Annotated in this window: 20 protein-coding genes; 8 read left to right on the top strand and 12 right to left on the bottom strand. The window is 33.4% G+C overall.

The genetic code is table 11. The features are described 5' to 3' along the window. Nucleotides 1-308: 308 nt before the first annotated feature. Together EYY60_RS01315 and EYY60_RS01310 are read right to left on the bottom strand one after the other, a co-directional pair. A complete protein-coding gene (locus tag EYY60_RS01315; protein WP_132987606.1) occupies nt 309-1544 on the bottom strand; it encodes an ABC transporter permease in 1236 nt (411 codons plus the stop codon). Nucleotides 1545-1655: 111 nt separating this feature from the next. Beyond that, nucleotides 1656-2150: a YkgJ family cysteine cluster protein gene (locus EYY60_RS01310; protein ID WP_026728451.1), complete on the bottom strand. Its 495-nt coding sequence runs from the start codon at nt 2148-2150 to the stop codon at nt 1656-1658. A 74-nt stretch (nt 2151-2224) separates the two neighbouring features. Between EYY60_RS01310 and EYY60_RS01305 the strand changes: the two genes are divergently transcribed. Both EYY60_RS01305 and EYY60_RS01300 read left to right on the top strand, forming a co-directional pair. Further along, the gene (locus EYY60_RS01305) at nt 2225-2932 is read left to right on the top strand and encodes a class I SAM-dependent methyltransferase (RefSeq protein ID WP_132987605.1); all 708 of its coding nucleotides are present in this window, start codon (nt 2225-2227) and stop codon (nt 2930-2932) included. 4 nt (nt 2933-2936) lie between these two features. Next, nucleotides 2937-3482, top strand: coding sequence for a YfiT family bacillithiol transferase (locus tag EYY60_RS01300; protein ID WP_132987604.1), 546 nt, complete (start codon nt 2937-2939; stop codon nt 3480-3482). 76 nt (nt 3483-3558) lie between these two features. Here the strand turns inward: EYY60_RS01300 and EYY60_RS01295 are convergent, their stop codons facing one another. From EYY60_RS01295 to EYY60_RS01260, 8 genes are all read right to left on the bottom strand, one after another. Then, nucleotides 3559-4191 (bottom strand): 7-carboxy-7-deazaguanine synthase QueE, encoded by a 633-nt coding sequence (locus EYY60_RS01295; protein ID WP_132987603.1) that lies wholly within the window; start codon nt 4189-4191, stop codon nt 3559-3561. A gap of 101 nt (nt 4192-4292) precedes the next feature. Then, the gene (locus EYY60_RS01290; protein WP_132987602.1) at nt 4293-5960 is read right to left on the bottom strand and encodes a tetratricopeptide repeat protein; all 1668 of its coding nucleotides are present in this window, start codon (nt 5958-5960) and stop codon (nt 4293-4295) included. Nucleotides 5961-5976: 16 nt separating this feature from the next. Further along, nucleotides 5977-6897, bottom strand: coding sequence for a PstS family phosphate ABC transporter substrate-binding protein (locus EYY60_RS01285; protein WP_132987608.1), 921 nt, complete (start codon nt 6895-6897; stop codon nt 5977-5979). Between the two features lie 2 nt (nt 6898-6899). After that, nucleotides 6900-7130 (bottom strand): hypothetical protein, encoded by a 231-nt coding sequence (locus tag EYY60_RS22410; RefSeq protein WP_053472547.1) that lies wholly within the window; start codon nt 7128-7130, stop codon nt 6900-6902. Beyond that, a complete protein-coding gene (locus EYY60_RS01275) occupies nt 7130-7930 on the bottom strand; it encodes an energy transducer TonB (protein WP_132987601.1) in 801 nt (266 codons plus the stop codon). The genes EYY60_RS22410 and EYY60_RS01275 overlap by 1 nt, the downstream gene beginning before the upstream one ends. A gap of 38 nt (nt 7931-7968) precedes the next feature. Beyond that, the gene (locus tag EYY60_RS01270) at nt 7969-8529 is read right to left on the bottom strand and encodes an ExbD/TolR family protein (protein ID WP_132987600.1); all 561 of its coding nucleotides are present in this window, start codon (nt 8527-8529) and stop codon (nt 7969-7971) included. A gap of 19 nt (nt 8530-8548) precedes the next feature. After that, entirely contained in the window at nt 8549-9175 is a 627-nt protein-coding gene (locus EYY60_RS01265; RefSeq protein ID WP_132987599.1) for an ExbD/TolR family protein, read from the bottom strand. Between the two features lie 61 nt (nt 9176-9236). Next, a complete protein-coding gene (locus EYY60_RS01260) occupies nt 9237-10061 on the bottom strand; it encodes a MotA/TolQ/ExbB proton channel family protein (protein ID WP_132987598.1) in 825 nt (274 codons plus the stop codon). Nucleotides 10062-10440: 379 nt separating this feature from the next. Between EYY60_RS01260 and EYY60_RS01255 the strand changes: the two genes are divergently transcribed. Continuing rightward, on the top strand, nt 10441-11958 hold the full coding sequence (locus EYY60_RS01255; RefSeq protein WP_132987597.1) for a helicase HerA-like domain-containing protein: 1518 nt from the start codon (nt 10441-10443) through the stop codon (nt 11956-11958). 134 nt (nt 11959-12092) lie between these two features. Here EYY60_RS01255 and EYY60_RS01250 read toward each other — a convergent pair whose 3' ends face one another. After that, nucleotides 12093-13442, bottom strand: coding sequence for an FAD-dependent oxidoreductase (locus EYY60_RS01250; protein ID WP_132987596.1), 1350 nt, complete (start codon nt 13440-13442; stop codon nt 12093-12095). A 280-nt stretch (nt 13443-13722) separates the two neighbouring features. Here EYY60_RS01250 and EYY60_RS01245 point away from each other — a divergent pair, with 280 nt between their 5' ends. The 5 genes from EYY60_RS01245 to EYY60_RS01225 all read left to right on the top strand — a co-directional run bounded on the left by EYY60_RS01245 (nt 13723) and on the right by EYY60_RS01225 (nt 18525). Further along, the gene (locus EYY60_RS01245) at nt 13723-14316 is read left to right on the top strand and encodes a GNAT family N-acetyltransferase (RefSeq protein WP_132987595.1); all 594 of its coding nucleotides are present in this window, start codon (nt 13723-13725) and stop codon (nt 14314-14316) included. A gap of 68 nt (nt 14317-14384) precedes the next feature. Continuing rightward, entirely contained in the window at nt 14385-15179 is a 795-nt protein-coding gene (locus EYY60_RS01240; RefSeq protein ID WP_132987594.1) for a helix-turn-helix transcriptional regulator, read from the top strand. Nucleotides 15180-15257: 78 nt separating this feature from the next. Further along, nucleotides 15258-16334: a serine hydrolase domain-containing protein gene (locus tag EYY60_RS01235; RefSeq protein WP_132987593.1), complete on the top strand. Its 1077-nt coding sequence runs from the start codon at nt 15258-15260 to the stop codon at nt 16332-16334. A gap of 144 nt (nt 16335-16478) precedes the next feature. Next, nucleotides 16479-17927, top strand: coding sequence for a serine hydrolase domain-containing protein (locus tag EYY60_RS01230; RefSeq protein WP_132987592.1), 1449 nt, complete (start codon nt 16479-16481; stop codon nt 17925-17927). Between the two features lie 148 nt (nt 17928-18075). Continuing rightward, on the top strand, nt 18076-18525 hold the full coding sequence (locus EYY60_RS01225; protein WP_132987591.1) for a hypothetical protein: 450 nt from the start codon (nt 18076-18078) through the stop codon (nt 18523-18525). Between the two features lie 90 nt (nt 18526-18615). Here EYY60_RS01225 and EYY60_RS01220 read toward each other — a convergent pair whose 3' ends face one another. Continuing rightward, nucleotides 18616-21003 carry a penicillin acylase family protein gene (locus EYY60_RS01220; RefSeq protein WP_132987590.1) on the bottom strand — a complete coding sequence of 796 codons (2388 nt, stop codon included), beginning with the start codon at nt 21001-21003 and terminating at the stop codon, nt 18616-18618. Nucleotides 21004-21034 lie beyond the last annotated feature (31 nt).

Raw genomic sequence — 21034 nt, 5'->3', positions numbered from 1 at the left:
GGTTCTTCTCCAAAAAACCGATGCCATAGCCCCGATAGTCCCGAAGCATCGGGAGGAAATCCTTTTGCTTTTTTCTTTAAAAAGCAAAAGATTGGAGCGGATAGCGGGAAATAGCTCCTGATCAAAATCAAAATTCCAAATTTTCTAAATTTCAAATTCCAAAACTCAAAGAGGCTTCGGCTTTGATCTGTCTCAAAAAAATGCTCTTATATATTATAGCGCAACCTTTCTACTTATATATATGTATAAAAAAACAAACCCGACAGGTTTTTAAAACCTGTCGGGTTGGAAAACTTGTATTATAACAATTAATCAAAACGAATTGCTTTGACTGGAGATATCTTGGTTATTATATAGGATGGTATTAGTAATACTAAAAAGCAAATTATTATTGTCAGTAGATTTAATGCAATTACGTAACCCCAATTTAAATATACTGGAGCTTGATTTACATAATAGTTTTCAGGGTTTAAATGAACAACTCCAAATTGCTGCTGGATCAATAAAATTGAGATCCCGATAAGATTGCCCCAAAACAGTCCTCTTATTATTAAATAGAAAGCATTATATAAAAATATTTTTCGGACAGTCCAATTGTTTGCGCCTAGTGATTTTAAAATCCCTATCATTTGTGTGCGCTCTAAAATTAGAACTAAAAGTGCTACCACCATATTTATAGTAGCAACTAGAATCATAACCCCTAAAATCACCACTATATTAAAGTCAAAAAGCTGTAACCAATCAAAAATATAACTATACTTTTCAATTATAGTCTTAGTATCTAGTCCTGACGGTGTCTGTTCGTAAATCTGATTACCTGTTTGCTTAATTTTAGTAAAATCTTTTACAAAAACTTCAAAAGCACCAATCTGCTCAGGCGTCCACTTATTGATTCGTTGAATATGGCGAATATCACCTATTATAAAAGTTGCATCAAAATCTTGAAAGCCCGAACTAAAAATACCTGCAATTTTAAATCGGCGACTGTTAGGCATTTTACCTTGTTCTTCTTTTATAAAAAAAGTATTAAAACTATCTCCCAGTTTCAAGTTAAGCCGGTCTGCAAGAAATCTAGAAACAATGACTTCTTCATTTAGTGATTTTGAAAAATCAGGCAATCTCCCTTCAACGAGATATTCTTTTATACTGTTCCAGTCATAATCTGCTCCCACTCCTTTAAAAATAATTCCTTCAAAAGCATTTTGAGTCCTAATAATTCCAGCTTTAGTAGCAATTGCCTGGATGTGTTTTACATCTGGAACCGATTTGAAATTGGGATAAAAATCTTGTTTTTTTGAAATTGGAGTTAATGTCGCTTCAGAATTATTATTGTCAAAATTCGATATAATGACTTGCCCATTAAAAGCAGAGATTTTATCACGGATTTTTTGCTGCAAGCCAATTCCGGTTGCGACTGAAACCAACATCATAATAATTCCAATTGCAATAGCCGAAATAGCAATTTTTATGATCGGCGCCGAGATACTGCTTTTATAATCTTTTGCAGTAATAAGTCTCTTGGCTATAAAATATTCTAAATTCAATTTATTGATCTTGTTTTGATATTTATGATTTGTATTTTCTTCAATTCAAAAATACATTTAAAAAACCAGAATAGAATTGCTTTAAAAAACAATTAGCAGTTTTTAAACTCCTTATAACGGAAGTTTCTTTTTCATTTCTTCCACAATATTATAAGCCGCTGGGCAAATGGCAACATTCTTTAACGTCAAATCCGATATTTGATGAAACTTCTTGCGGTCTGTATGCGGGAACTCGCGACAAGCTTTTGGGCGAACATCATAAATCATGCAGTAATTTTCGCTATCCAAAAAAGTACAAGGAACGCTTTTTAAAACATAGTCTTTATCTTCATCGATTCTCAAATACTGATCAATAAACTGCTGTGGCTTTTGTCTGAATGATTTAGAGATTCTTTCAATATCAGCCAAAGTAAATAATGGCCCCGTCGTCTTGCAACAATTTGCGCATTGCAGACAATCTGTTTTCTTAAATTCGGCATCATGCAAATCCTGCATAATATAATCCAAATTCTTAGGCTGTTTCTTTTTAAGCTTATCAAAATACTTTTTGTTTTCGATATGCTTATCTTTGGCTAACTTATTTAAGTTGTTTAAAATTTGTTTCAAGTTTAAAATTTCAAGTTGAACTGCAAAATTAAACAACTTTAAACTTGAAACCTTAATCTTTGAACTAAATTACGATGAAAGATCTTTTTGGGAAAGCAATATACGATTTCCAAACTAACAACAAACCAGAAGATATCATTACCGAAACATCTATTTCTGAAGAAGATGAAATGAGTGTTGCCTATTTATTTCGTTCCTATGATGAAATGCCAAAATTGGAACAAAAAGCACTTCAATTATCTTTCGGCAAAATTTTGGACGTAGGATGTGGCGCAGGAAGTCATAGTCTTTCTCTTCAAAATGATCGTAATTTAGATGTTACTTCAATAGATATTTCAGAAAAAGCAATCGAAACCTGTCAATTACGTGGGCTAAAAAACAGTATAGTTAAAGACATCCTGAGTTTTGAAGGAGAAAAATTTGACACCATACTATTGCTAATGAACGGAACTGGAATCTTTGGAAAACTAGAAAACTGCAATGCATATCTATTGAAATTAAAATCACTTTTGAATCCCGGTGGGCAAATTTTAATTGACAGCTCAGATATCATTTATATGTTTGATGAAGATGAGGATGGAGGAAAATGGATTCCGTCTGACAATGATTATTATGGAGAATTAACTTTCAACCTTTCGTACAAAGGCGAAAAAGAAGAAACTTTTAACTGGCTTTATTTGGATTACAATACACTTCAAAATGCGGCAAACGCAAATGGATTGCAATGTGAGCTAATTTTAGAAGGCGAACATTATGATTATTTAGCTAAACTATCATTATAAAACTATGGAAGAATCAATCTTAGAAAAATTAAAATACCCAATAGGAAAATTTGTAATTCCTGAATCTTACACAACTGAATATCTCAATGAGAAGATTAACGAACTCGCTGCATTTCCTGAAAAGCTAAAAAAAGAAACCATTAATTTAAGCGATGAGCAACTAAATACTCCTTATCGCCCGGGTGGATGGACAATAAGACAAGTAATTCATCATTGTGCTGAAAGCCATATAAATTGCTTTATCAGGATTAAATGGACTTTGACCGAAAATAATCCGGTTATAAAAGCTTATGATGAAGTATTATGGAGCGAGTTGCCAGACAATAAAACAATGCCAATTGAGGCTAGCTTAACTTTATTAACTGGCCTTCATTCCAGATTAGTTTATATTATGCAAAATTTATCATCAGATGATTTAGAAAAATCTTTTATTCATCCTGAAAGCAATCTAGAATTGAAATTAAAACGAATCATCGGAATGTATGCCTGGCATTCCAATCACCATTTAGCACACATTACCACTCTTAAGAAATCAAAAAATTGGGATTAAACTAAATTCTTCTCAAAAAATAGAAATTCAAATGCCATAAAACAAAAAATCTCTTCAATTGAAGAGATTTTTTGTTTTATGGTATATTTAAATACTTATGTGTCTGAAGTGAAACACGCCATTTTGGATTATTCATTACATAATCAACTATCAAAGGTGTCATCTCCTCTTTCTTGCTCCATTCCGGTTGCAAAAACAAAATTGCATTGTCATTTACAAGTTCTGCCTGTTCCTCTGCAAAAATAAAATCATGCTTATTGTAAATAATTACTTTTAGCTCATGTGCATTGTCATAAACAGTTTGCGTCGGAAGTTTATTTTTTTTTGGAGAAAGACAAATCCAATCCCAAGTTCCACTAAGCGGATATGCACCTGAAGTTTCAATATGAACTTTTAGATTTTTTTCCTTTAATTGCTGTGTAAGCAAAGTCATATCCCATGTCAAAGGTTCACCACCTGTTATTACAACAGTATCAGCATAAGTCGACGCATTCTTTACAATCAAATCAGTTTTTGTTGGCGGATGCAATTCAGCATTCCAGCTTTCTTTCACATCACACCAATGACAACCAACATCACATCCTCCAATTCTAATAAAATACGCTGCTGTCCCAGTATGATAACCTTCTCCCTGAATGGTATAAAATTCTTCCATCAGAGGTAGCATAGCTCCTTTATTAACTTCTAATTGTATTTCTTTTGATAACATTATTCAATTTTAAAGTGCAAAGATAGTCATTTAAATACGTAACAAAAAAAACCGACAGTTCATTGAACTGTCGGTTTTATAATTAGTTAGAAACTAATTTATTATTTTAAAGCTTTTACAGAATCAGCTGCATATTTATTAGCAGGATCTAAAACTAAAGATTTATTGAAATATTCAACTGCTTTAGCTTTGTCTGTATTAGCATAAGCCGCACCAATACTATTGTAAGACTCAACTATTTTTTTTACTGTTGCAGGTTTTGCCAATTCTTCAGCACCCTTAGCAGTTGTTTTTGCAACATACTCTTCGTAGTTTTTGATAATTAAATCATCTTTCTCCAATAAGTTGTTAATTCTTCCTTTGTACAAGTAAGCCTCATCATAAGATGGAGAAGCAACAAGTACTCTATCAAAAGCAGCATCAGCTTTCCCTAAAGCTGTAGCATCAGCAGTTCCAGCTGCTTTGTTTGCATTTGCGTAGTAAAGTGATATACCTAAATAAACATTATCGTTCAAATAATTTTTTTGCTCTGTGTTAGTTGTACTCAACTCATAAATAGCTGCAGCTTGGTTATATTGTTTTTTAGTGAACAACTCTTTACCAAAATCTCCAAGATCTTCAACTGCCAAAGGCTCCATTGCAACAGCTTTTTTAATATCTGTCAAACCAGCCTCAAAAGCAGAAGCTTCAACTACACCATCAGCTCCAGTACCTTTTTTAATTTTAGCAAATCCTAAGTATAAGTAATCTTTAGCGATAATTTTATTGCTTGGATTACTCACATAATCTTGTAATGATTTAAGAGCTACATCAACATTTCCATTTTCATAAGCAGAATATCCTAAATATCTGTAAATTCTAGGATTAACTTTGTCTTCTGCGATCATTTTATTAGCAACAGTTTCTAGACTCTTATAATCTTTAACCAAGATCAAGAAATCTGCATGACGCATTTTTGAATCTAAAGAATAATCTGTCAAACTCAAATATTTCTCATAATTAGTAATTGCATTCTGCAAATTAACTTTAGAAGTAGAAGGTTTATTTCTAGCCCATTTGTAATATGTTTCAGCCAACTCTCTGTAAACTGGACCATAATTCGCGTTTAGAGCAATAACTTCATTGAAAGCTTTAATCGCTTCATCATAAGATTTAGCGCCTTTCAATAAAACACCTAATTGCATTTTTGCTCTTAAAAGTGTTGGATCGGCAGTAAACGCATCACGATATGCTTTATATGCATCATTTTGATTGTTTGCTCCATAATAAGCATCACCGATTGCCAATAAAGCTGTAGCGTTTTGAGGCTCGATCGCCAATGCACGCTTTAAACTTGTAATTGCACTGTTATAATCAGGATTAACTGAATTCATATAAGCTCTACCGATGTAGATATACTCATCAACATCTTTACGCTTCATATCTTTAGTCGCTAGACCAAAGTTAGCTTGCGCGGCAGCTGCATTTTTATTATCAAGATCGATTTGACCCAAACCAATATAATTAAGGTTTTTTCTATCCGAAGCTTCAATTCCATTTAAGTAATAAATTTTAGCCGAATCGATAACGCTTTGGTTCAAATAGATATTTCCTAAAACAAAATTAGCTTCACCATCTGAAGGTTTTGCTTTTATGATTGATTTAAGCAAAGATTTTGCCTTCTGAAACTGTTCAGCATCGATAGCTTTTTTAGCTTCTTTAATATCTTGCGCCTGTGCAACAGAAGCTGTGGCAACTAAAGCAAGACTAAAAATTTTAAATTTATTCATCTTTATTGTAATTAATTTATTCTTTATCTTTAATAATTTCACTTCTAATCTGAAGCTTTCTACTCGGAGTTTTAACCGGCATTAAGCTGGATTTTAAAACAATTCTTTGGCCAATTTCGCCAGCAATAAAAGAAGAAAACCCCATTCCTAATCCAGAATAGCCCTGGCAATTTATAATAAACAAATCACGTGCCAAAGGATATTTACCTTCCATAAGCTCAGTTTGGCTTGGATAATGGTATTCATTATCTTTCGCCCCTTTAACCCCCATTATATTAACTTTACTAATATAATCAGTCATATTTTGTGAAGGTTGCGAAAGCCAATTTACACCAATTACTCCAATCATTCCTTCATTTTCAGAAACGAATTTAATAACTTCATCGTTAGTATTAAAAGAAAAAACTCCATTTTTTGGAATATCTTTAATTTTAGCTAATTCTTTCATATAACGAACAGTACTAGAGTTCGGATTATCAAACACAAGACCTTTAATCTTCGAGTCTGGTTTTCCTTGCATAAAATCAATCACACTTTTCAACGCAATTAATGTATCATTATTGCTTTTACTTGAAATAAAAGCGATTGCATCAACAGCAAAAGGAGTAATTCTAGGATTAATCTTGCTTTTCTCGAATCTTTTCAACTCTTCATTAGTCAAAGTTCGAGCAGTTACAACAACTTTAGCTTTCTGATTTAATAAATCATTAACAACCTCCGCCTCAGATTTAGGTTTTACATGAATTTTAGCATCATAATAAGTGCCCTCAAAAACTGCAACTTGATCATCAACAATAGGTTTTACAGTTTCATCAACTGTAACATCAAGAGATCCTTTCAAAATTGTTTCTTTAGTATCATTCTTGCTTTTTTGGTTGCACATGGCAAACAAAAAGACAAAAAGAACTACTCCCGCAACTTTAGTATACTTTAACATCATTACTCTGTATTTGAATTAATTAATCTCAGAAAACGTATAGCTGAATACACAATCAATAATCCGCCGAAAGCGTATCTATATTTTGGTTCCATATTTAATGGCAATTTTTCCCAAAACATAATCATTAAACCCAGCACAAGATATATCAAAAAAAACAGTATTCCTAAAACAAGAAGAAATCGCTCTTTGAGCGATTTCTTCTGAATATTATTAAGCATATCTTTTAACATTATTCTGCAGATTGAATAGTAATAGGAAGAGAGTATAATACCCTAACTTTTTTACCATTTTGCTCGCCAGGAGTCCATTTTGGACATTTTTTAAGAACACGAATTGCTTCTGCTCCTGTACCGTAACCGATATCCCTTAAAACTTTAATGTCGGTTAATGAACCGTCTTTTTCAACTACAAACGTAACGTAAACTTTACCTTTTAAACCTTCTTCTTCTGGAGTTTTGTAATTGTTTCCTACGAATTTGTAGAATTTCTCAATTCCTCCAGGGAAATCTGGTTTTACTTCGATACCAGCTGTGTTATATACTTGGTTGTCTTCTTCAACTACTGCAGCAGTTCCAGTACCTACTGGCTCCTCAACAGTTAAAACTGCATCTGGATCTCCTTTGATAGTTTCAGCACCAACCTTCTTATCTTTAAGATCTTCAATTTTTGGTGGATCTTCGGTAACCTCTTCTGCTTTAGCAACAACCGGCTTCACAAACTTCACTTGATCCACTTTTGGTGGTGGGGGTGGTGGTGGCGGTTCATTAGGTTTTACCTCCTCTTTTTTCTTAACAGGAATTTTCGCTGTTACGATCTTGATATCATTATTCGTATCGTCTTCACCAGAATCTGGCAAATAACTTGCAATAAGAGGAGCAGCTACAGCAAAGCTAAAAATGATCGAACCTATGATAAGAGCTCTTACCGTAGTTTTGTTGTTCGATTTTCTCAACTCATATGCACCGTATATCTTATTACGACCTTCGAATACGATATCAAGCCATTGATTTTTTATAATATCTAATTTCATTTTTCTAGATTTTTAGTTGACAAAACTCAAGATTACTCTTATTGTTTATCTATAACCTTTGTTTCCTCTGGTGTGAACTCAGGAACAATTGCGTAAGTTTCAACTCCAGTGATAGCCATCTCATCTAAGATATCAACCAAATTACGATAATTTGATTTCTTAGTTGGTTTAATGATGACAATGATTCCGTTTTTAGGTTTCCCTAAAGCTGCAGAATATGCCAAAACGTTTTGTTTTTGTTTTAACAATTCTCTACGGATACCATCTTTTCCGTAAGCTATATCCTTAGGACCAACCTTAGGACTAGCTAACAATCCCATGTAGTAAACCATTTTATTATCAGCACCCAACATTACTGTCATAGTACGATTTTCATCTACTTTAGTGTCAACTTTTGGTTTATTTGGATCATCATCTTTATCTGGCAATGACAAATCCATTGCTTTAGGTTTTGACAACGATGTGGTCAACATAAAGAACGTGATCAATAAGAATGCCAAATCCACCATTGCCGTTAAATCGACTTTCGAATTTTGCTTTTTACTTCTTACCTTGCCACCTTTTCCGCCACCACTGTCGCCAGTATTTAATTCAGCCATTTTAGTGTATCTTTTTTAATTAAAAGTCTTTTCCTCTTGTACCTGTAACTAAGTTAAAGGAATTGATTTTTTGCTCTTGTAAAATATCCATAATCTTTTTGATTTGAGGATATTGTTCTTTAGCATCTCCTTTGATTGCAATCTCTAACTCTTTATCTTCAAGGTCAATTGTAGCTCTTCTTGAAACCAAAAGCCACTCTTTTAATTGATTATCCAAAGAATCGATTGGAATACCTGGCTGATTTGCTTTAGTTCTATCAGCTGCTTTCATATCGATGATTTGCTTCAAATTTGCCAATGGAACACCAAAGTCATCCATTAATGCAAATTTAGCTTTGTCATCTTCTGAAAAAGTTACACCTAATTTTGCTCCCATACCTTCAAGAGTTTTTTTACGAATCTCTCTTCCTTTGATATCGAAGAAAACTTTGCTTTTCCCGTCTTTTCCTTTTCCTATTGTAATAATTGCCAAATTAGAATCTGGTAATTTATGTTCTACAGTAGAAGCAGGCATATCTACAGGAAGCGCTTCAGGAACTTTAGCAGTAGCAGTCAAGATAAAGAACGTAAGCAAAAGGAACGCAACATCACACATGGCAGTCATATCTGTCGATGTCGACTTCTTTTTCATTTTAATTTTAGCCATTATCTTTTATTTTATTTTTTTGATATAATTAAATCTTAATTATTTATATATCAAAAATTAATTATTGTTTTAAACTTCCTCTGAATTTTCTGTAAGTATTAACGATTGTAGTACCAGCCTCATCGATAGAGTAAGTCAAATCGTCAATTTTAGCAGTAAAGAAGTTGTAAGAAACAATTGCAAAGATAGAAGTAGAGATACCTGTTGCAGTGTTGATAAGTGCCTCAGAGATACCTGTTGCAAGAGCAGCTTGGTCAGGAGTTCCAGCAGAAGCTAACGCACCAAACGCTTTAATCATACCTGATACTGTTCCTAATAATCCTCCTAATGTACCTAAAGATACTAAAGTAGAGATAATAGTCATATTTTTTTCCAACATTGGCATTTCTAATGAAGTAGCCTCTTCGATTTCTTTGTGGATTACTTCCGAAGCCTCTTCACTGTTGAAACCTTCTTTTTTAACGTCTTGATATTTAATCAAAGCAGATTTAATTGCGTTTGCAACTGAACCTTGTTGTTTGTCACATGAAGCGATAGCAGCCTCGATGTTTCCTTCTTTAATGCTTACTTGAACACTTTTCATGAATTTGTCTAAGTTAGCTTTACCAGCAGCTTTACCGATAACGATAAATCTTTCAATAGAAAAAACAACAACCATTAAAAGCATACCTAATAATACAGGTACAATGAAACCTCCTTTGTAAACCATACCTAAAGTATTGATTGGGTGACCTGTTTCTGGATTCCCTCCTTCAAAGTTAGCTGAATCCCCCATAACGAATTTCCAAATACACCAACCAACAAAAACACATGCTGCAATAATGATTCCTGAAATCATTCCTCCCCCATTTGAAGTGCTTTCTTTTTTAACTTTAACGTTTGCCATTTTTTTTAATTTTAATAGTTTTAAATAATTTTTATTTTTTAGTTATATTTAACTTGTAGAGGAGCAAATTTATACGTTTAGTTTAAATAAAAAAACTTTTTTTAATTTTATTGAAGGAAATTTAACGTCAATTTAAAAAATATCTCATTAAATTGCCTGCATCATTTTTTTGATAAAACAAAAAAAAGGTCGAATAGTAAAAAAATTACAACGTTTTAGTAAATATTCAATTAATCCATTGAAATCTTCTTAAAAAGCTGCGAATTTTTTTTTTATACATTTTTCAATCAAAAAAAGCTTTTTCTTACTAAAAAAAATACAGTTAAATTGTTAAAAACGAAGCAAAACTTTCATAATCATATAAATTACAAATAAAAACATGAATAAAAAAGATAATTTCATTCAAGACATAAATAACGGTTATCTTTCTAAAGGCGACAGCATTACTTTGGGAAGTGCAATTCTGGATGGAGAAGCTATTGCTGAAGCTCATGTAAAAATTCCTCTAAAAACCCTTAACCGCCACGGACTTATAGCTGGAGCGACGGGAACAGGAAAAACAAAGACAATTCAGGTTTTTTCTGAGCAATTATCAAATGCGGGAATTCCAGTTTTGATGATGGATATAAAAGGTGATTTCAGTGGTATTGCAAAAGAAGGAAAAGAACAAAGCTTTATAACTGAGCGTCATGCCAAAATGAATATACCTTATAATGTAGCTTCTTTTCCTGTTGAATTAATGTCTTTATCAAAACAGAATGGAGTTCGTTTGCGCGCAACAGTTTCTGAATTTGGCCCTGTTCTATTTTCTAGAATTTTAGATTTAAACGACACTCAAGCTGGAGTTGTTGCCGTAATCTTTAAATATTGTGACGACACACAAATGCCTTTGTTAGATTTAAAAGACATTAAAAAAGTCATTAATTATATTACAGAAGAAGGCAAAGACGAAATTGCAGCGAGTTATGGCAAAATTTCAACGGCCACGACTGGAACAATTTTAAGAAAGATCATCGAATTGGAGCAACAAGGCGGTGATTTGTTTTTTGGAGAACTGTCTTTTGAAACCGATGATTTAATGCGAATTGACGAAAACGGGAAAGGCTACGTAAATATCATCCGCTTGACGGATATTCAGGACAAGCCAAAATTATTCTCTACTTTTATGTTGAGTCTTTTGGCTGAGATTTACCAAAAAATGCCTGAAAAGGGAGATGCTGAACAACCGGAACTAGTAATCTTTATTGATGAAGCGCATTTGATTTTTAATGAAGCCAGCAAAGTACTATTGGAACAAATCGAAACAATTGTAAAATTGATCCGCTCAAAAGGAATTGGTGTCTATTTTGTTACGCAAAACCCGATGGATGTTCCGAGTGGAGTTTTGGCGCAATTAGGATTGAAGATTCAGCATGCGCTTAGGGCTTTTACTGCGAACGACCGCCAAGCAATTAAAAAAACAGCTGATAATTACCCAACATCAGAATATTATAAAACAGATGAATTGCTAACGAGCTTAGGAATTGGCGAAGCATTGGTCACTGCACTAAACGAAAAAGGGATTCCAACTCCTCTTGTTGCTACAATGATGCGCGCGCCAATGAGCAGAATGGATATTTTATCAGATGAGGAAATTGAAGAAATTAACGGAAAATCAAAATTGGTAAAAAAATATGCTGAAGAAATTGATCGTGAAAGTGCTTACGAAATCCTAAACAAAAAACTTGCGCAAGCAGCAGAAACAGCTGCGCAGCAAGAAGAACAAGCTCCAGCAAAACCATCAAAATCTGAACCAAGTACTACAGAGGTTGTTACCAAATCTGTTCTGAAAGTCGTTACAAGCGCTACTTTTATAAGAGGCGTTTTTGGCGTCTTGACCAAAATATTTAAAAAGTAAAAAACTTATTTAAACCATATAAGCTATATAAGTTCATTTAATTTTACAAATACAAAACGCGATAGGTTTTAGAAACCTATCGCGTTTAATTATTATACGCAAAGTATTATATTAACTTATATTGCTTACATAGTTTATTTCTGTGAGTTTTGTAGCAAGGCAAGAATTTTGTTTTCAACTTCTGGAGTATTCCAGATGTTTTCAATGTTTTCCATTCGGAGCACTTCTTCCATGATTCCGTTTTGATAATCTCCAATTGCCAAAGCTTCGGCATAAGGGCGATCACTGAAAGTCACTCGGCTATAAAGCGGAATCCATTTGTCTGGATGTTTGTCTGAAAAAACCTTCTCTATTTTCTTTTGCAGCAAGAATTTTTCATCTGCTGTTTTTGTGCTCATTTCCATAAAATTTCGATACGAAAGCTCTGCAATTGCATCTGCATTTGGCTTTCTTGAAATTTGATATTCTGAAAAGATTTTTCTCCAATCGTCTTGGTACTTTTCAATCATTTCACTCAAAACGGTAATATCCTCAAAACCAGCATTCATTCCTTGCCCATAAAAAGGGACAATAGCATGACAAGCGTCTCCGATCAGCGCAATTTTATCTTCATAAGTCCATGGAAAACACTTCATTGTAACCAATGTACTTGTTGGGTTTTTAAAGAAATCATTTGCCAGTTCTGGAATTACTTCGATAGAATCTGGGAAATTTTTCTCGAAGAAATCTTCTACCATTTTACGATCTGTCAATGATTCAAATGAATTTTCGCCTTCAAAAGGCATAAATAAGGTACAAGTAAAACTTCCATCAAGATTTGGAAGCGCAATCAACATATATTCGCCTCTTGGCCAAATATGAAACGAGTTTTTATCTAATTTATGTGTTCCGTCGGCATTTGCGGGAATATTCAATTCTTTGTAGCCCATATTCAAAAATTCTTGTGAATAATTGAACATGCTTTGACGTTGCATTCTGTGTCGAATTCTCGAAAAAGCGCCATCGGCACCAAAAACCATATCGTATTTTCTTTCCTCCCACTCGCCTCTTTCCGTTTCACCAATATGCAGCGTTGCATCACTTAGCGTCACATCCCAAATTTTTTCCTCAAAATGAAATTCAGCTCCAGCTTCTTCCGCTAAGTCGATCATTTTTCTGTTTAGCTTTCCTCTCGAAATTGAATAAATCGATTCTCCTTCCTGACCGTAATTCTGAAAATTCAATTTATCAACCAAATGAATAGCGCGCTTGTCCATAGGAATCGCAATTTCTCGAACCGAATCTCCAACACCAACAGCATCAAGTGCTTTCCATCCACGATTGGACATCGCCAGGTTTATAGAACGGCCAGAAAAGTTTATTTTTCTAATATCAGGGCTACGATCATAAACATGAACGGTGTGGCCAGCTTTTTTAAGATAAATTGCCAAAAGTGATCCTACAAGTCCAGAACCAACTACAGCAATTTTTAGTGAAGTTTGCATCGAGGGAAATTCTAATATTGGGTCGTAAAAATAAGTAATAATTATAGATAACCCTTAAAATAAAGCAATTATTTGCTGCTATAGATTTGCTGTAAGCTTTTCAATTTGTGGGATATTTAAAAACTAACTTATACCTTAATATATAATCAAATAAAATGAGTTCACAATTGGTTTTTTTATTTTGTCTAAAATAAAACAAAATGTTATTTTATTTGATTTATTCACAGAAATTAAACAAGTACTTTTGTCTCATAATTTACTCTAATTAAAATAAAAATTCATGAACAGCGAGATTCTAAAAACAGATATTATTCTGGAAAATGAAAAAGTTCTTTTAATTCCATTTGAAAGCGAGAGAAACGCAGAACTCAAAGAAATCATTTTTGATGATGAAATCTGGAAATATATGGGAATGTACATTCGGAATGCTCAGGATTTTGAAAATTATATTCAAAATACCTTAAAACAAAAAGCAGACGGGATTTGTTATCCCTTCCTTATTATAGACAAAGCCACAAATAGAGTTGCTGGAAGCACACGTTACGGTTATTTAAATCATGCAAGCCAAAAATGCGAAATTGGCTGGACTTGGTACGGAAAAGAATTTCAAGGAACCGGTTTAAACAAAGCCTGCAAATTTGAGTTGCTGAATTTTGGTTTTGAAAGAATTCAATTTAGAAGGATACAATTCAGCGCCGATCTCGAAAATTTAAGATCTCAAAGAGCTATTGAAAAACTTGGTGCTTTAAAAGAAGGCATTTTTAGAAATAATTATGTTAATTCTGAAGGAAAAAGCAAGGATGATGTTTATTATAGTATTATTTTGGAGGAATGGGAAAATACTAAGCGAGATTATTTTGGGGAGTTTCGTTAAACAATGATTTAGAAAACTGTAATTTAGTCTTCGATTTCAAACGACGAATCTTTAAACAGACGACCAAAATGCAATTATATTCAGAACATTATGTAAGCCCAAAATCTGAAAGGTTCGTCAATAAAATTTGGTGTCTGGACAATAGCATCGGCGAAAGCCTAATCGAAAACAAACTCGTTTTACCAAACGGCTGTTTCAATCTTGCAATTGTTTCTGGAAATGCTATTGAAGTTCATACAAGCAAACAGAAATATGAAATGAACGAAGGCAATTATTTCTGTTCTCAAATGACCAATAAAGTTTTGGTCAATATTCAGCCGAAAACCAAGGTTACTATCATTCAGTTTCATGCTTGGACGCTTTCGATGTTTCCTAAATATGATTTGAGCAATTTTGCTGATTCCATTATTAAAATTGATGCAGCAGAATTGCCTTTTCAAATTCAGATGGATTTTGATATCGTAACATTATTAGAAAAGATAAATTGTTATTTTGAAGAATTGAACAATTCAAATTTGCATCAAAATACAATCGAAAAAATCTGCGAAATAATCCGAATTCGGGACGAAGAAATTTCGGTTTCGGAAATTGCAAAAAAATTAAACTCTTCGCAACGTCTTCTTCAAATTAAATTTAAAACAGCAACCGGACTCACGATCAAAAAATACATTCAGATTTTGAAATTCAGAAAATCTGTTGACCAAATGATTGCTGCCGATTTAGAAAAAATGAGTTTAACCGATATTGCGCTCTATAATAAATATTTTGATCAATCTCATTTTATACGGAACTTTAAAGACGTAACAAAAGCAAGTCCAAAAACGTTCAACCCGAATTCGTATTTTCTTTCTCAAAAAAGATAAGATTTCGCTTTTGTACAATTTTCATAATTTTGATTGCCGTATTCTTGCAAAATCATTAATCATCAATCAATTATCAAAATGAAAACCATCTATTTTGTTGCTTTCCAGTTAAAAATCATATTATTCGGAATCGCATTATTCTGCAATCAAACTGTTTTTTCTCAGGAAGAAAAACACGATCTTTTTGACAATGACAAAGAAACAGAAAAATGGCTAAAGGAAAATAATGTTCCGACTTTAGGTCTCGGAATTATTTCGGAAGGAAAACTGAAGCAAATTAGAGTTTTTGGAAATCTTAAAAGAGATTCTCCAGCGCCTTATAATACCATTTGGAATGTAGCTTCACTAACAAAACCAGTTACAGCAATTACAACGCTAAAATTAGTAAGCCAAGGAAAATGGGATTTGGATGAACCGTTGGACAAATACTGGATTGATCCTGATATTGCAAGTGACCCAAATCATAAATTATTGACTACACGAATAGTTTTGAGTCATCAAACCGGCTTCCCAAACTGGAGATATATGAATAAATCCGGCAAACTCGATTTTAAATTCAAACCTGGAACGCAATATCAATATTCTGGCGAAGGAATGGAATATTTGAGAAAAGCTTTGGAGAAGAAATTCGGCAAAACTTTAGATCAAATGGCATCGGAATTAATTTTTCAACCACTGAAAATGAATGACACTCAATTTATTTGGAATGATAAAGTTGATATTTCGAGATATGCTGTCAATTATGACAAAAACGGGAATGCTTACGAACCGGTAAAAAACAAAACCGCAAGTGCTGCCGATGATTTATTGACAACAATTGAGGATTATGGAACATTTTTATGCAGCGTCATGAACGGCGATGGTTTAAGCAAAAAGGTTATCGAAGAAATGAATTCGCATCAGGTTACGACTAAAAAAGATAAATATTTTGGGCTGGGTTTTGAAATTTACGACTTAGGAAACGAGAATTATGCTTTGTCACATGGTGGTGCAGATCAAGGCGTGCAGACATTATTTTTTCTGCTTCCAAAAACAAAACAAGGACTACTTATTTTTACTAATGTCGATGATGGATATAAAGTTTACTTTAAGCTTATTGAACAGTTTTTAGGAGAAAATGGAAAAAAATTGATCGAGATTGAAACCAAATCGTAAATCAATCGTCTAACATTTAGAACGAATAAAATTTATTTGGTATTTTTAAATTAAACTATTGAATATCTAAATGTTACGACGTTTCAATCATCAATCAAAAAACAAATCATTTCTTAATCTTAAAACGATAATCAATTAATCATTATGAAAAAATCAATCAAACCAATCATCCTAAGTGCAGCCTTACTCCTTTTTACCTTTACAACTTTTGCGCAAGACAAAGCCAAACAAATCGAACAGCTTTTAAACAAATACACCGAATACGGACAATTTAACGGATCAGCTTTAGTGGCTGAAAACGGAAAAGTAATATTCAAAAAAGGTTTTGGTTCAGCAAATTTTGAATGGAATGTTCCAAATCAGCCCAATACAAAATTTAGATTAGGATCAATTACCAAACAATTCACGGCGCTTTTGATTGTAAAATTAGCCGAAGAAGGGAAAATAAAATTAGATGTTCCAATTACAACCTATCTTCCTGACTATCCAAAGGAAAACGGTGACAAAATAACCATTCATCACTTACTAACACATACATCAGGAATTCCGAATTATACGAACGCTCCAAATTTCTTTAAAGACAAAGCCAAAAATCCTTATACTCCTGAAGAATTTGTAAAGACATTTTCGGCATTGCCACTTGAATTTACGCCGGGCGAGAAATTTAATTACAGTAATTCTGGTTACTTTTTATTGGGTTATATTATTGAAAAAATCACTGGTAAAACTTATGAGCAATATTTACAGGAAACCATTTTTACACCTTTAAAAATGGTTAATTCAGGTTATGACCACAGTGATTTAATCATAAAAAACAGAGCAGCCGGATATGAAAAAGACGGTAAAAAAATTGTCAATGCAGCATATATCGACATGAGCATTCCTTATGCAGCCGGATCTTTGTACTCAACTGTTGAAGATTTGTATTTGTGGGATCAAGCACTTAATACGAACAAACTGCTTTCAGAAAAATCAATGGAACTACTATTCAAACCTTACATCAAAGCTTGGGACGGTTCGTATGGATATGGCTGGGGAATTGAAGAGGTTTCGCTTGCAAATAAAAAAGTAAAAATTATAGAACACGGCGGAGGAATCAACGGGTTCAATACTATAATTTCTAGAATTCCTGCCGATAAAAATCTGGTAGTTTTGTTAAACAATACTGGCGGAACTGTTTTAGGTGAAATGAATAATTCAATCAGAGCTATTTTATACAATCAGCCTTTTGATCAGCCAAAAAAATCATTAGCACTTGATTTATTGGACATTTACACGACTAAAGGAACTGTAGCTGGAAATGATGCTTACAAAAAACTAAAAAATGATCCAACTTACGCTATCAAAGAAGGCGACATGAACCGAGTTGGGTATCAGTTATTGCAAACTGGGAAGAAAAAAGAAGCAATAGAAGTTTTCAAAATTAATGTGGAGACTTTCCCTAAATCTGGAAACACTTATGACAGCCTTGGCGAAGCTTATTTAGCCGACGGTGATAAAAAACTGGCAATTGAAAATTATACCAAGTCGGTTGAGCTTGATCCAACTAATGAAGGTGGAAAAAAAGTTTTAGCTGAACTTTCGAAAAAATAGCCTAAATAATACATTCCGAAAAACTCTGATAAAACCTATTCAAAACCGTTTTATCAGAGTTTTTTTTGTTATAACTTGTAACATTCAAACATGATGATTTATCATAAAAAATACTATTTTAGCCGTCCCAAAAACAATTAAATAACCTATGAAAAATCTAAAAAAGCACAGTTTTTTGACTGCATTGTTATGTTTGTTTATTTCTTCAAAATGTTTATCGCAAAACAATCCCCCACCACCGCCGATGCCTACGCAACAAAACAAAATCATTGTAGATAAAATTGTCGAAGCCACTCATTATAAAACGTATGTAATTGATTTTTGCTTGACCAAAATTAATGAGGCTTCCGCCAAAGAAGGCTGGAACGAGCAAAAAGCAATGGAAATTACGCAAAGCATTAATTATAAAAACTTCAGAGACGCTATTTATAATTCTTTCGCTTTTTATGATGAAGTCGAATTAGAAACTCTGCTGAAAGCATACGAAAAAGATACTGCCTATCAAACCAAAAATGTAATGCTTGCAAATAAAGCACTTGTAAATAATTTGAACATTTTTGCAAATGATATTGTTTTAGGAAAGTATATTTCTAAGTAAAGGCTCAAAGTAACAAAGGTTCAAAGGTTTTAAAAACTAAAACTTTTGAACCTTTGCTATAACTTGAAACTTGAAACCTTAAACTTGAAACTAATTTTTCGGTTTCAAAACCAATTTTGTCGAGGTTTTCACGATTTCTTCTTTATTCAATTTCATTTTTCTGAATTTGCCTTCATTATACATTTCTGCTTGGTCGTGGTAATGTTTGCTGAATGGATTTCCGGATTGTCCAGTTGGTAAAATGCTCCAGCTGTTTTCGATGTCTGAGAAATCGACGATTCTTCTTGTCGAAGGACCGCCTTTTACGTAATATTTACCTTCTTCGTTAAAACCAAAAAATAAATTATTAATTACTTCATTTGATCCTGGAGATTCAAAAGGACCAACATTAAATAATTTACGAAGTGCTGCAATTTTCCCAAGTGGATGTTCATGTTCTACAGTGTGAACTTTGCCCCAATTCCAATCAGAAATTGAAGTTCCTAATTGCTTTTGAAGGTCAGAAATCGCGTCATGAAAAGATTTTGAAACAATATTTTTTCTGGTTTCTTTTACGTTTTTCGTTTTGATATTATCCCACCAAACCGAATTTTCATTGTCAACTTGTCTAGCAATAATTTGTTTACCGATGTGAGTTCCTAAAAACAAATCGAAATTGTCTTTTCCCATTTCATCTTCAAAAGTATTTTTCAAGTACAGATAAATCCATTTATTATAAATCGTTGGCGCAACATCTTCAAGATTTGTTGTTCCTTTCCACGATTTCAAAATTTCAATTGCTTGTTTTTCTTCCGCAGAAAATGTTTTGTTATCTAAAATCGAAATCAATTTTTGAGCAGTTCCTGGAGCAATTGGCGAAGTATTGTCATAAATCATTTTGCTGATTGCCTCCTTATTCCAATCTGATTTAGCATTCATTAAACTTGAAATTCTTTTGGCACGATCTTCTGGCAAATAATATCCCGGATACAAATAACCGTCAATCGCTTCCGGCTGATTATTGGCCGAATAAACATAACCCCATTCTGGATTTTCAGCTGATGGATTTTTAGAAAAATCTAAATATTCCTTAATATCATCTTTTCCGCTAGCACCGTCCAAAATCAAAAATGTATTTACGCCTTTGTCATGTTTATACAATTTTCCAGTTGCCCACCAAGCTACATTTCCCTTAGCATCGCCATACATTACATTCAGTCCGGGCGCAGCAACCAATTGGACTGCCTTTCTAAAATCATCTTTACTTTTTGCATGCGAAAGTCCGTAAACGGCATCCAAAATTTGAATTGGCTCACGAGTGAAAGTCCACGACATTGCGATTGGATTTTTCTTGCCCAAGCGATCCAAAACATCATTCATTATTGGTCCGTGACGAGTTGACTTAACCGTCAGCACAACATCTGAAGTATCTTTAACTTTTATAGTTTTCGTTCTCACTTCGTAATTTGCAAAACCAATTGGTGTTTGATATTGGCCCGAATTGTTTGGATTATTTTTTTCCTGATAAAAATCAATATCGTCATTTTCAAACATGGTCAAACCGTAAGCATAATCACGATTATGCGCTAATAGCGGAAATGGCGTTCCTGCCAAATAACAACCATACAATTCGTGTTTCGGTGTCATAATGTGTGCTTCGTACCAAGTTCCTGGTTGCGAAAATCCAATATGCGGATCATTTGCAAAAATCACTTTTCCACTTTTGGTCTTATGAGGTCCCGCAACCCAACTGTTGCTTCCAATAAATGGTGGAATCGGAGATTTATCCAACAACAAAGCAACAGATTTAGCAATGGCACTATATTCTTCTGAATTCGCTTTAGCACTTTTTAACTGAGTCGTGTTGAATTCTCCTTCAATTCCTAAATCTTTCAAATATTCGGTGCCATATTTATTTCGAATATCAGTCAACAATGGATCTGTTTTTTGTGCCATCGCAAAACTAAAAGACATGTATCCGAAAATATTGTAAACGTCTTTAATCGTAAATTTTTGCTTTTTCACACCAACTAAAGTAAATTCGATCGGGGTTACACCTTCTTCCAAATATTGATTAATTCCATCCAAATATGCCAAAGTCAATTGATAGGCCTGGCTGTTTTTATCCAATTTAGAAATGGCTTTCGCGGAAGCTTCTTCAATGCCGATTCCAGAGAAAAATTTATCATTTTTAAGCGCTACTGATCCGAAAATTTCAGACAAACGTCCTGGCGCAATTCTGCGAAGCAATTCCATTTGCCATAATCTCTCTTGCGCATGAACGTAGCCTAAAGCTGTCATGGCATCCTTTTCAGAATCGGCATAAATGTGGGGAACTCCAAAATCATCAAAATATACTGTTGTTTCCTTTTGAAGATTTTTCAATTCCAATTCACCTTCATATTTCGGTTTCAAATGGAAAATGTAAGCGCACAAACCAATTCCCAAAACCACAATCAAGAGTACTAAAACCAGCAGAATTTTTTTAAATCTTCTCATATTTTCGAAAAAGTATAAATAATAAAGTCTT

Origin of the sequence: Flavobacterium zhairuonense (assembly GCF_004352915.1) — a bacterium.
Lineage (GTDB): Bacteria > Bacteroidota > Bacteroidia > Flavobacteriales > Flavobacteriaceae > Flavobacterium > Flavobacterium zhairuonense.
The sequence above is the reverse complement of the archived record's forward strand: the minus strand, read 5'-3'. Positions and strand labels throughout refer to the sequence as shown.

Excerpts from the sequence above, each read along its gene's own strand:
- EYY60_RS01240 (WP_132987594.1), top strand. The coding sequence starts at position 14,385 with ATGCAATTATATTCAGAACATTATGTAAGCCCAAAATCTGAAAGGTTC.
- EYY60_RS01300 (WP_132987604.1), top strand. The coding sequence starts at position 2,937 with ATGGAAGAATCAATCTTAGAAAAATTAAAATACCCAATAGGAAAATTT.
- EYY60_RS22410 (WP_053472547.1), bottom strand. The coding sequence starts at position 7,130 with ATGTTAAAAGATATGCTTAATAATATTCAGAAGAAATCGCTCAAAGAG.
- EYY60_RS01255 (WP_132987597.1), top strand. The coding sequence starts at position 10,441 with ATGAATAAAAAAGATAATTTCATTCAAGACATAAATAACGGTTATCTT.
- EYY60_RS01295 (WP_132987603.1), bottom strand. The coding sequence starts at position 4,191 with ATGTTATCAAAAGAAATACAATTAGAAGTTAATAAAGGAGCTATGCTA.
- EYY60_RS01285 (WP_132987608.1), bottom strand. The coding sequence starts at position 6,897 with ATGTTAAAGTATACTAAAGTTGCGGGAGTAGTTCTTTTTGTCTTTTTG.
- EYY60_RS01290 (WP_132987602.1), bottom strand. The coding sequence starts at position 5,960 with ATGAATAAATTTAAAATTTTTAGTCTTGCTTTAGTTGCCACAGCTTCT.
- EYY60_RS01260 (WP_132987598.1), bottom strand. The coding sequence starts at position 10,061 with ATGGCAAACGTTAAAGTTAAAAAAGAAAGCACTTCAAATGGGGGAGGA.
- EYY60_RS01275 (WP_132987601.1), bottom strand. The coding sequence starts at position 7,930 with ATGAAATTAGATATTATAAAAAATCAATGGCTTGATATCGTATTCGAA.
- EYY60_RS01305 (WP_132987605.1), top strand. The coding sequence starts at position 2,225 with ATGAAAGATCTTTTTGGGAAAGCAATATACGATTTCCAAACTAACAAC.
- EYY60_RS01245 (WP_132987595.1), top strand. The coding sequence starts at position 13,723 with ATGAACAGCGAGATTCTAAAAACAGATATTATTCTGGAAAATGAAAAA.
- EYY60_RS01235 (WP_132987593.1), top strand. The coding sequence starts at position 15,258 with ATGAAAACCATCTATTTTGTTGCTTTCCAGTTAAAAATCATATTATTC.
- EYY60_RS01270 (WP_132987600.1), bottom strand. The coding sequence starts at position 8,529 with ATGGCTGAATTAAATACTGGCGACAGTGGTGGCGGAAAAGGTGGCAAG.
- EYY60_RS01265 (WP_132987599.1), bottom strand. The coding sequence starts at position 9,175 with ATGGCTAAAATTAAAATGAAAAAGAAGTCGACATCGACAGATATGACT.
- EYY60_RS01225 (WP_132987591.1), top strand. The coding sequence starts at position 18,076 with ATGAAAAATCTAAAAAAGCACAGTTTTTTGACTGCATTGTTATGTTTG.
- EYY60_RS01220 (WP_132987590.1), bottom strand. The coding sequence starts at position 21,003 with ATGAGAAGATTTAAAAAAATTCTGCTGGTTTTAGTACTCTTGATTGTG.
- EYY60_RS01250 (WP_132987596.1), bottom strand. The coding sequence starts at position 13,442 with ATGCAAACTTCACTAAAAATTGCTGTAGTTGGTTCTGGACTTGTAGGA.
- EYY60_RS01230 (WP_132987592.1), top strand. The coding sequence starts at position 16,479 with ATGAAAAAATCAATCAAACCAATCATCCTAAGTGCAGCCTTACTCCTT.